This window comes from Phenylobacterium sp. (assembly GCF_030654915.1).
Classification (GTDB): Bacteria; Pseudomonadota; Alphaproteobacteria; order Caulobacterales; family Caulobacteraceae; genus Phenylobacterium.
On record NZ_JAURWM010000158.1, the window covers coordinates 1 to 8,950 of the forward strand.

An 8,950-nucleotide genomic window follows, 5' to 3' on the forward strand; every position below is an offset into this window, starting at 1 on the left:
TGATGCTGGTACGGCTGGCCGGCGCCTTCGATCTGACCCTGGCGGGGCTATTGCTGCGGGCCGAGGGTACGGGAGAGCGGCTCTCACGGGCGGCTGATCAGCCGGTCTGGCGCGATCCCGAGACCGGCTATGTCCGCAGGCAGGTGTTCAGCCGGCCCGACCATCCTTTGGAAGTGGTCACCGTCGATATGCCGGCGGGGCGAAGCGTGGTGCTGCCGGCCTCGTCCTACGCGCGCATCCGCCAGGCCGTCTGGGTTCTGGCCGGCGATCTGGTCATTCTGGAAGGCGCCGAGCGGCACGAACTCGCGGTGGGCGATTGCCTCGGGTTCGGACCGCCGTCGGAAGTGACCCTGGCCAACGAAACGGCAGCGCCCTGCACCTATCTCGTCGTTCTGGCCCGGAGCTGACCGCCATGCCCGACATCGACATCAGGTCCTTGAGCGCCTCGCCGGAAGCCACCGCGCAGTTGGGTGAGATCCTGGTCGAGGCGGTCGCGAACGGCGGCTCGGTCAGCTTCATGCACCCGTTGTCGCCGGACGCCGCCCGAGCCTTTTGGGAAGGCGCGCTCGCGGCGGCGGGGCGTGGCGAGCGGGTCGTGCTCGGCGCCTGGGATGGCGAGATCCTGGTTGGAACCGTCACCCTGCTGCTCGATTGTCCGCCCAACCAGCCGCACCGGGCCGAGATCGCCAAACTTATGACCCGGCTAAGCCATCGCGGCCGGGGCGTGGCCGGCGCCTTGATGCGCGCGGCCGAGGCGCTCGCGGTTGAGCGGGGCCGGACCTTGTTGGTGCTGGACACCGCGACCGAGGGCGGGGCGTCCGGGCTCTATGAGGGGCTGGGGTTCGTGCTCGCGGGCACGATCCCGGACTATGCTTTGAAGCCTCACGGCGGTCTGACCGGGACGATGATCTACTGGAAGCAGATCGCAGCGCGGGGCTAGGCCAGCACGCCCGAGATCGCCTCGAATAACGCCTCGGCCCGGATCGGCTTGCCGATATGGCGGTCGGCGCCGGCCGCGTCGGAGGCCCGCAGGTCGTCGGGCGAAGTGTTGGCGCTGATCACGATGATCGGCGCGCGCGGCAGGCCTGGCCCCTCGGCCTTGCGGATCGCCCGGATGGCGTCCAGCCCGTCCATCACCGGCATGCGCAGGTCCATCAGCACCACGTCGAAGGCCCCGCCGCGCCAGGCCTCCACCGCCTGCTGACCATTCTCGACGCTGACCACCTCGGCTCCCGCCGCGCCCAGCATCAGTTCCAGCACCTTGCGGTTGGTTGGATTGTCGTCGGCCGCCAAAACTCGCAGCGGCGGGCCTTCGGCGTGGTGGATGACCGTCGTGGGCGGAGAAATGTCGGTCGCGCGCGCCGCATCGCCGTAGTCTAGCAGGCCGCCGACCAGCTTCTCGAGTTGAGCGGCGGAGGCGGCGATGTCCTGCAGCAGGGCGCTCTGGGTCTTGGTCAGCGATGTGTTCGCCAAGGCCTGCACCAGTCCGGTGACCCCATTCAGGGGCGTGCGCAGTTCGTGGCTCATATCGGCGACGAACTCGCTCTTGGCCCGGCTGGCGACCTCCGCCCGGTGCAGGGCGTCCTCCAAGGCCGCGGCCTGGCGTTTCATCTCGGTTATGTCGACGCGCAGGCCGATCACCCCGCCGTCGCCGGTGCGCCGCTCCTCGATCATCAGCCAGCGGCCGTCGGCCAGCCGCTGTTCGTGGCGCTCGCCGGTCGGGTTCAGCAGCTTGTCCATGCGCGCGGCCAGCCACGCCTCCTCGCGGCCGATGGCGTCGGGATAGTCGCCGCGCGCCACCCCTTCGCGCAGGGTGTCGCTCAGCCTGGCCTCCGAGCTGAAGAGGTCGGCGGAGCGGTGGTAGATCTCGGCGTAGCGCTTGTTCCAGAGAATGTAGCGTCCCTCGGCGTCCAGGAAGACGACGCCCTCGGGCAGCAGGTCGATGGCCTCGCGCAGGCGGTCGCCCGCCGTGCGCGCCTGCGCCTCGGCGTCGGCCAGCGCCCGGCCGCCCAACAATCGGCCCAGGCCACGCGCCAGCGCGCCGCCCCAATTCCGAAGCCCCGACTTCGGCATGCCCCACCCCAGTGAACCGCTTGTTCAGCCAACCAGGACATGGACTACTTGCGATTGCGTCGGGGCGCCCGCCGATGGGATGGCGCGCGAAAAGGGGCAGGCGCCCACGAATTAGGCGCCCGGACGGGCGCCTCTCTCGCCGACGGCTATTTCGTCGGCTCTCGGCGGATGGTCGCCGCGCCCTCCGGGGCTGACGCTCGTCGACGGAGCCAGCCCACATCTGCTAGATGGCCCACCTTCTTCAGCGCAAGAGGCGCGCAAGTGACGATTACGACGGTCGGCCTCGATGCCGACGACACCCTTTGGCACAACGAAACCATCTTCCGGCTGACCCATGACCGGTTCACCGAACTGTTGGCCGACGTCGCCGACAAGGGCGAATTGGAGCAGCGGCTGGCGGCGGTGGAGCAACGCAATCTGCGGCTCTACGGCTATGGAGTGAAGGGCTTCACCCTCTCGATGATCGAGACGGCGATGGAGATGACCGGGGGCGAGCCGCCCGGCCATGTGATCCGCGAAATCCTGGCCGTGGGCCGCGAGATGCTGAGCGAGCCTGTGGAGCCTCTGCCGGGCGTCGACGACACCCTGGCCGAGCTTTCCAAGCACTACCGCCTGGTGCTGATCACCAAGGGCGACCAGCTGCATCAGGAGCAGAAGTTGGCCGCCTCGGGCCTCGGCGACCTGTTCGCCGCGGTGGAGATCGTCAGCGAGAAGGACGCCTCCACCTATAGCCGGGTGTTCGCGCGCTACGGCACCGGCGCGGAGCAGGCGGTGATGTGCGGCAACTCGATGCGCTCCGACATCCTGCCGGCGGTCGAGGCGGGCGCTTACGGGGCCTATGTTCCCTATCCGTTGATCTGGGCCCACGAAATGGCCGAGGCCCCGACGGGGCATCCTCGCTACGCCGAACTGGCCTCAATCCGCGACCTGCCGGCTTGGATCACTGGGCTAGTGTAGGGCCACCTCACCTTCGTCATCTTCCAGACTTCGGAAGATGACGAACGGTGTGGATGTCACAGCGTGGGCCTCCGATCCGTCCTTGAGGCGAAGGTCGGAGGAAAACATATGTCGCGCATACTTTCCGGGGGGCTCGCGGTGGTCTTGGGCGTCAACGCCCTGGCCATGCTGCTTGCCTCATTCTGGTGGTACAACGCCGTGCCCGGGGTCACCGCCACCGGCGCCTATAACCCGCATTTCGTGCGCGATATCGGCGCGGCCTATCTGGTCGTCGCCGGCGGGCTTGGTTGGTTCGCCTGGCGTCCGGTGCAGGGCTGGCCAGCGCTGGTCGCGGCGGCCGCGTTCCTGGTGGTCCACGCCGTCATTCACGTCTTCGACGCGAGCTGCTCATCCGACCCGATGAGCGATCTGATCCGCGACCTGCCCGGGGTCTATCTCCCGGCCGTGATCGCGGCCGGGCTCGCCATCTTCCGCCGTCCGGGAGCCTGATCATGTTGAGAGCCTTGATCGCCGGCCAGATCGACAAGATGGAACGCCTGTGGGGTTACGACGCCAGCTACCTACGTCTCGTCCTGCGGGTGAACCCGATGAGCGCGCTGAAGTTCGGCATGGTCAGCCAGATGGTCGATCCGAAAGCCGCGCCGGCGGAGGTGATTGCCGCCGCCAAGATCGTCGGGACCCTGGCCGAGGACTGTGGTCCCTGCACCCAGATCGCCGTGGACATGGCGGCCGCGGAGGGCGTCGCGCCGGAGGTCCTGCGCGCGATCCTGGCCGGAAATATCGCGGAGATGGGCGAGCACGCCGTCCTCGGCTGGCGTTTCGCCCGCGCCAGCCTGGCGCGCGACCTGGAGAGCGTTGACCCCCTGCGCGATGAGGTCGTGCGGCGCTGGGGGGAGGCCGGGCTGGTCGCGGTGAGCCTGTCGCTGACCGTGGCGCGGATGTATCCCACCTTGAAGTACGCGCTGGGCCATGGCCGGACTTGCTCGAAAGTCACGGTGGCCGGGATCGCGACCCCGGTCGTCCATGTCCCGATCGCCGCCTGAAGGAGACTTGAGCGTGGCCGCCGATATCGAAGCCTTCGAAGCCCAACGTCCGCGCCTGACGCGGCTCGCCTATCGCATGCTGGGCTCGGTCTCCGAGGCCGAGGACGTGGTCCAGGACGCTTGGCTGCGCTGGACGCGGACGCAGGACGAGGTGCTCGACCCCGCCGGCTGGCTGGTGCGGGTCACCAGCCGCATCTGCATCGACCGCATGCGTTCGGCCAAGGCCCAGCGCGAAGCCTATCGCGGCCCGTGGCTGCCCGAGCCGCTGATCGAGGAATTGAATGTCGATCCGGTCGAACGGGCCGAAGACGTCTCCGTCGCCTTCCTGCTGGCGTTGGAGCGGCTCTCACCGCTCGAGCGCGCGGTCTTCCTGCTGCACGACGTGTTCGACGAGGACTATGGCTCGGTCGCCGAGACGCTGGGCCGCAACGAGGCGGCGGTGCGCCAACTCGCCGCCCGTGCCCGCGCCCACGTTCGCGACAACCGCCCGCGTTTCAGCGTCAGCCAGGAGGACGCGGCCAAGCTCGCCGCGGCCTTCATGATGGCCGCGTCCCAGGGGGACATGGCCGCCCTGTCGTCGGTGTTGGCGCAGGACGCCATGATGGTCACTGACGGCGGCGGCAAGCGGAAGGCCTCGTTGCGGCCGTTGATCGGCCGCGAGGACATCATCCGACTGCTGGAAGGCATCGCCTGGCGGGCTGGCGGTGACGAGGAGGCCTGGCCGCTCAGCTTCCGCGCGGTGCGGATCAACGGATATCCCGGCATCGTCATGGAGCGCGACGACGGCCCGATGACGGTCGCCTTCCAGCCGGGCGAGGATGGCAAGCTGGCCGCCATCTACATGGTCCGCAACCCCGACAAGCTGGGGCACGTATCGGCGGGCTAGTGGACCCGCCGCTTGGGCAGCAGGTGGATCACGCCGGCGATCACCGACCCAACGATGAAGCCGACCACGGCCGAGCCCGCCGCCATCGCCGTCCAGCCGGTGAAGCTGCCGATGCCCGGAACCCGCCTGGCCCAGAGCGAGCCGCCCTCGACCCAGAGCGGGATCGGGGTCAGGTGGAAGTGTTCCAATCCGTGGACGATGATCCCGCCGCCGACCCAGAGCATGGCCCCGGTGCCGATCACCGTCAGCCATTGCATGATCACCGGCATGGCCTTGACCATCGCGCGGCCGAGCCCCCTCACCGCGCGACTCTTCCTTTTGGCCAGATGCAGGCCGATGTCGTCCATCTTCACGATCAGCCCGACCACCCCATAGACCAGGATCGTGATCGCCACCCCGACCAGGGCCAGGGCGGCGGCCTGGATGCCCAGCGGTCTGTCTGCGACGTCGGCCAGGGCGATGGCCATGATCTCGGCCGACAGGATCAGGTCGGTGCGGATCGCGCCGGAGACCTTCTGTTTTTCGAGTTCGACCGCGCTGAGGGCCAGTTCGGCGGCGGCGTCGCCGTCGTCGTGAGGGTTGAACGCCTCGATGATCTTTTCGGTGGCCTCGAAGCACAGATAGGCGCCGCCCATCATCAGCAACGGCGTCACCGCCCAGGGCGCGAAGGCGCTGAGCAACAGGGCGCCGGGCAGCAGGAAGATCAGCTTGTTGCGCAACGAACCGATGGCGATCTTGAGCACGATCGGCAGTTCGCGATCTGGCGTGAAGCCCATCGCATAGCCAGGCGTCACGGCGGTGTCGTCGACCACCACCCCGACGGCCTTGGTCCCAGCCTTGCCGGCGGCGCCGGCCACGTCGTCGAGCGAGGCCGCCGCGATCTTGGCGATGCCGGCGACATCATCGAGCAGTGCGACAAGACCGGAAGCCATGTGGGAACCCCAAACCGACGATATGCCTACGCCTGATCGTCGGTAAGGTTTCACGCGCAGGGCGTAAAGCCGATTGTCTCGCTTCGGACAAACCGGGATCAAGCGGCTATGATGGGGGCGTGCGTGTCGACGAACACTTCCTTGACGAGATCAAATCCCGCCTCCGCCCTTCCGATGTGATTGGACGGACGGTGAAGCTGCGCAAGCAGGGCCGGGAGTTTGTCGGTCTGTCGCCGTTCAACAAGGAGAAGACCCCCTCGTTCTATGTGAACGACGAGAAGGGCCAGTTCTTCGATTTCTCGTCGGGCAAAAACGGCGACCTGATCTCGTTCCTGCAGGAGACCCAACGGCTGTCCTTCATGGAGGCCGTCGAGCGCCTGGCCGCCGAGGCTGGCCTGCCCATGCCCGTGGCCGATCCGCGCGCCGCGGAACAGGAACGCCAGCGCCAGGGGCTGTCGGACTGGATGGAACTGGCCGCCCAGTGGTTCGAGGCGGCCCTGTTGCGGCCCGAGGGTAAGGAGGCGCGCGCTTATCTGGAACGCCGCGGCCTGCCGCAGAGCGAATGGGCGCGGTTCCGTCTCGGCTTCTCACCGGCCAGCCGCACCGCCTTGAAGGACTATCTGATCACCAAGGGCGCGAGGCCCGCCGAACTGGTGGAGTCGGGCATGCTGATCGCGCCGGAGGAGGGCGGGGCTCCCTATGACCGGTTCCGTGATCGCATCATCTTCCCGATCTCCGACGCGCGCGGCCGTATCCTGTCGTTCGGCGGGCGGGCGATGGACCCGCAGGCGCGCGCCAAGTACCTGAACGGCCCCGAGAGCCCGCTCTTTCACAAGGGCCGCACGCTCTATGGTATCGGCGAGGCCCGGAAGATCCTGGCCGCCGCGCCGGGCGCCGAGACGCCGCCGCTGGTGGTGGTCGAGGGTTATATGGACGCCATCGCCTGTCAGCGGGCGGGGATCGCAGCCGTAGCCCCCATGGGCACGGCCCTGACCGAGGAGCAGATGGAGGTGCTCTGGCGGCTGCATCCGGAGCCAACGCTGTGTTTCGACGGAGATCGGGCCGGACGCCAAGCCGCCTCACGATCGATCGACCGGGCCCTGCCGCTATTGAAGCCAGGCAAGAGCTTCCGATTCGCCCTCGTCGAGGGTGGCAAGGATCCTGACGAGGTGCTGCGCGAGCAGGGGGCTTCGGCCCTCCGCGCCCAGTTGTCGCAGACGACGCCTTTTGTGAACGCGCTTTTCACCCGCGAACACGACCTGGAGACCCTGGACACGCCTGAGCGACGGGCGGGGTTCAAGAACAGGCTGCGCAACGCCGCCGGCTCTATCGCCGACAAGGATTTGCAGCAGGCCTATCGCGAAGCCCTGATGCAGCGTTTCGATGAAAGCTCCCCCCAAAAACGCCAAGGTGGGGAAGACTTCGGCGCTCGCGCGCAACGCGGAGGCTTTGGACAATCAAAGGGTTGGCGCGGCCAAGCCAAGGCCTGGGTGGATCCGGCGCCCACCGCCGCAGGCAAGGCCGCGGCCCAGAGATTGGCCCGGTCCCTGGACCCCATGGCCGCGGCCATGGCCCAGTATGCGCTGACCGATCCGGTGGTGTTGGACGAATATTTGGAGGACCGTTTCATCTCCCGAGGCTTCGGTGATCCGGCGCTTGCGGAGTTGACGACCGAAATCATCGGATTCCGTTTGGATACTGATCACCTTGACACCGAGGTCCTCGCACGCCATCTGGCGTCTTGCGGGTTTAATGCGCTGCTGACAGACATCGACCGGGCCGCTGCGAAATCGGGCGCGCCCATCATGAAACCGGATGTCTCCCTCGACGTCGCTAGATCCCAGTGGTCGCAAGCTTTCGCGGGCCTTTCCAGGCTCGCGGCGCTCGACGAGGCTATTACGTCTGCAAAGGGAAACCTGAGCGGTCGTTCCGACATGGAAGCCCTCGAGCGTCTAAAAGGTGAGCGCGACGCACTGAAACGCGCGATCAGAACGGGAACGATTTGGGCGGGTGACGGGTCGTAAAGAATACGACCGTCTATTCGCTATTCACCATCTTCGGCCCGGTCCTTGCAAAAGGGATCGGCAGCCGAAATCCGGAGACGTAGATGAGCACCAATACGGCCGAAGCGGAAACGACTGAATCGACTGGTGGCGACGGGCCCCTGCTCGACCTCACCGACGCCGGCGTCAAGAAGTTCATCAAACAGGCCAAGGCCCGCGGCTACGTCACGATGGACGAGCTGAACAAGGTCCTGCCGTCGGAAGAAGTGACGTCCGAGGCCATCGAAGACACGCTGGCCATGCTGTCGGAGATGGGCGTCAACGTCGTTGAAGCCGAAGAAGACGCCGAGGGCGGCGAAGTCGCCGTGCGCGAGGAAACCCAGGTCATCGAGACGACCAAGGAGCCCGCCTATGACCGCACCGATGACCCGGTGCGGATGTACCTGCGCGAGATGGGCTCGGTCGAATTGCTGTCGCGCGAGGGCGAAATCGCCATCGCCAAGCGCATCGAGGCCGGCCGCGACACGATGATCCGCGGCCTGTGCGAAAGCGCGCTGACCTTCGAAGCCATCATGGTGTGGCGTGAAGAGCTCGGCACCGGCCGCATCCTGCTGCGCGAGGTCATCGACCTCGAACAGACCTATGGCGGCGTGAACGCCGCGGCCGCCGAATTGGCCCAGGCCAACGCCGAGCCCGAGGAAGAAGACGCCGAGGTCACCGCCGACGGTGAAGCCATCGCCAAGGCCGAAGGCGCCGACGACGACGACGACTTCGATGACGGCGCCGGCCCGACCATCAGCGCGATGGAAGGCGAACTGCGCGAAGGGGTCATGGCGATCCTGGACGCCATCGCTTCGGAATTCGACTCCTTCCGGGCGCTGCAGGAAAAGCTCGTCGGCAAGCGCCTGAAGGGCGAAGATTTGTCGGACGCCGACCGCAAGGCCTACACCACGGCCTCGCTGGCCATCGTCCAGCACCTGAAGACCCTGAAGCTGAACAACAACCGCATCGAGGCGCTGGTCGAGCAGCTCTATGCGATCAACAAGCGCCTGATGG

10 protein-coding genes are annotated in these 8,950 nt (G+C 67.2%); 8 read left to right on the forward strand and 2 right to left on the reverse strand.

Annotated elements, in window-relative coordinates:
* Positions 1-407 (forward strand): LacI family transcriptional regulator (locus Q7T84_RS08110; protein ID WP_304807572.1); only part of this gene is annotated, 407 nt, incomplete at its 5' end.
* 5 nt (positions 408-412) lie between these two features.
* Positions 413-940: a GNAT family N-acetyltransferase gene (locus Q7T84_RS08115; protein WP_304807574.1), complete on the forward strand. Its 528-nt coding sequence runs from the start codon at positions 413-415 to the stop codon at positions 938-940.
* On the opposite strand, the gene Q7T84_RS08120 is transcribed toward Q7T84_RS08115, so the two are convergent.
* The gene (locus Q7T84_RS08120; protein WP_304807576.1) at positions 937-2,073 is read right to left on the reverse strand and encodes a response regulator; all 1,137 of its coding nucleotides are present in this window, start codon (positions 2,071-2,073) and stop codon (positions 937-939) included. The genes Q7T84_RS08115 and Q7T84_RS08120 overlap by 4 nt on opposite strands.
* A 261-nt stretch (positions 2,074-2,334) precedes the next feature.
* On the opposite strand from Q7T84_RS08120, the gene Q7T84_RS08125 reads away from it, so the two are divergent.
* The 4 genes from Q7T84_RS08125 to Q7T84_RS08140 all read left to right on the forward strand — a co-directional run bounded on the left by Q7T84_RS08125 (position 2,335) and on the right by Q7T84_RS08140 (position 4,959).
* The gene (locus Q7T84_RS08125) at positions 2,335-3,030 is read left to right on the forward strand and encodes an HAD family hydrolase (protein ID WP_304807578.1); all 696 of its coding nucleotides are present in this window, start codon (positions 2,335-2,337) and stop codon (positions 3,028-3,030) included.
* 108 nt (positions 3,031-3,138) lie between these two features.
* Complete coding sequence (locus tag Q7T84_RS08130; RefSeq protein WP_304807580.1) at positions 3,139-3,519, forward strand: hypothetical protein; 381 nt, start codon at positions 3,139-3,141, stop codon at positions 3,517-3,519.
* 2 nt (positions 3,520-3,521) lie between these two features.
* On the forward strand, positions 3,522-4,073 hold the full coding sequence (locus Q7T84_RS08135; protein WP_304807582.1) for a hypothetical protein: 552 nt from the start codon (positions 3,522-3,524) through the stop codon (positions 4,071-4,073).
* Positions 4,074-4,086: 13 nt separating this feature from the next.
* On the forward strand, positions 4,087-4,959 hold the full coding sequence (locus tag Q7T84_RS08140; protein WP_370653631.1) for a sigma-70 family RNA polymerase sigma factor: 873 nt from the start codon (positions 4,087-4,089) through the stop codon (positions 4,957-4,959).
* On the opposite strand, the gene Q7T84_RS08145 is transcribed toward Q7T84_RS08140, so the two are convergent.
* Complete coding sequence (locus Q7T84_RS08145) at positions 4,956-5,891, reverse strand: DUF808 domain-containing protein (RefSeq protein WP_304807586.1); 936 nt, start codon at positions 5,889-5,891, stop codon at positions 4,956-4,958. The genes Q7T84_RS08140 and Q7T84_RS08145 overlap by 4 nt on opposite strands.
* Positions 5,892-6,010: 119 nt before the next feature.
* Between Q7T84_RS08145 and dnaG the strand changes: the two genes are divergently transcribed.
* Both dnaG and Q7T84_RS08155 read left to right on the forward strand, forming a co-directional pair.
* Positions 6,011-7,915, forward strand: a complete 1,905-nt coding sequence (gene dnaG, locus Q7T84_RS08150) for a DNA primase (protein WP_304807588.1) — start codon at positions 6,011-6,013, stop codon at positions 7,913-7,915.
* 83 nt (positions 7,916-7,998) lie between these two features.
* On the forward strand, positions 7,999-8,950 hold a 952-nt coding region (locus Q7T84_RS08155), incomplete at its 3' end, for an RNA polymerase sigma factor region1.1 domain-containing protein (RefSeq protein ID WP_304807590.1).

Coding starts and splice junctions, on each gene's coding strand:
- Q7T84_RS08115 (WP_304807574.1), top strand. CDS start 413: ATGCCCGACATCGACATCAGGTCCTTGAGCGCCTCGCCGGAAGCCACC.
- Q7T84_RS08120 (WP_304807576.1), bottom strand. CDS start 2,073: ATGCCGAAGTCGGGGCTTCGGAATTGGGGCGGCGCGCTGGCGCGTGGC.
- Q7T84_RS08130 (WP_304807580.1), top strand. CDS start 3,139: ATGTCGCGCATACTTTCCGGGGGGCTCGCGGTGGTCTTGGGCGTCAAC.
- Q7T84_RS08135 (WP_304807582.1), top strand. CDS start 3,522: ATGTTGAGAGCCTTGATCGCCGGCCAGATCGACAAGATGGAACGCCTG.
- Q7T84_RS08145 (WP_304807586.1), bottom strand. CDS start 5,891: ATGGCTTCCGGTCTTGTCGCACTGCTCGATGATGTCGCCGGCATCGCC.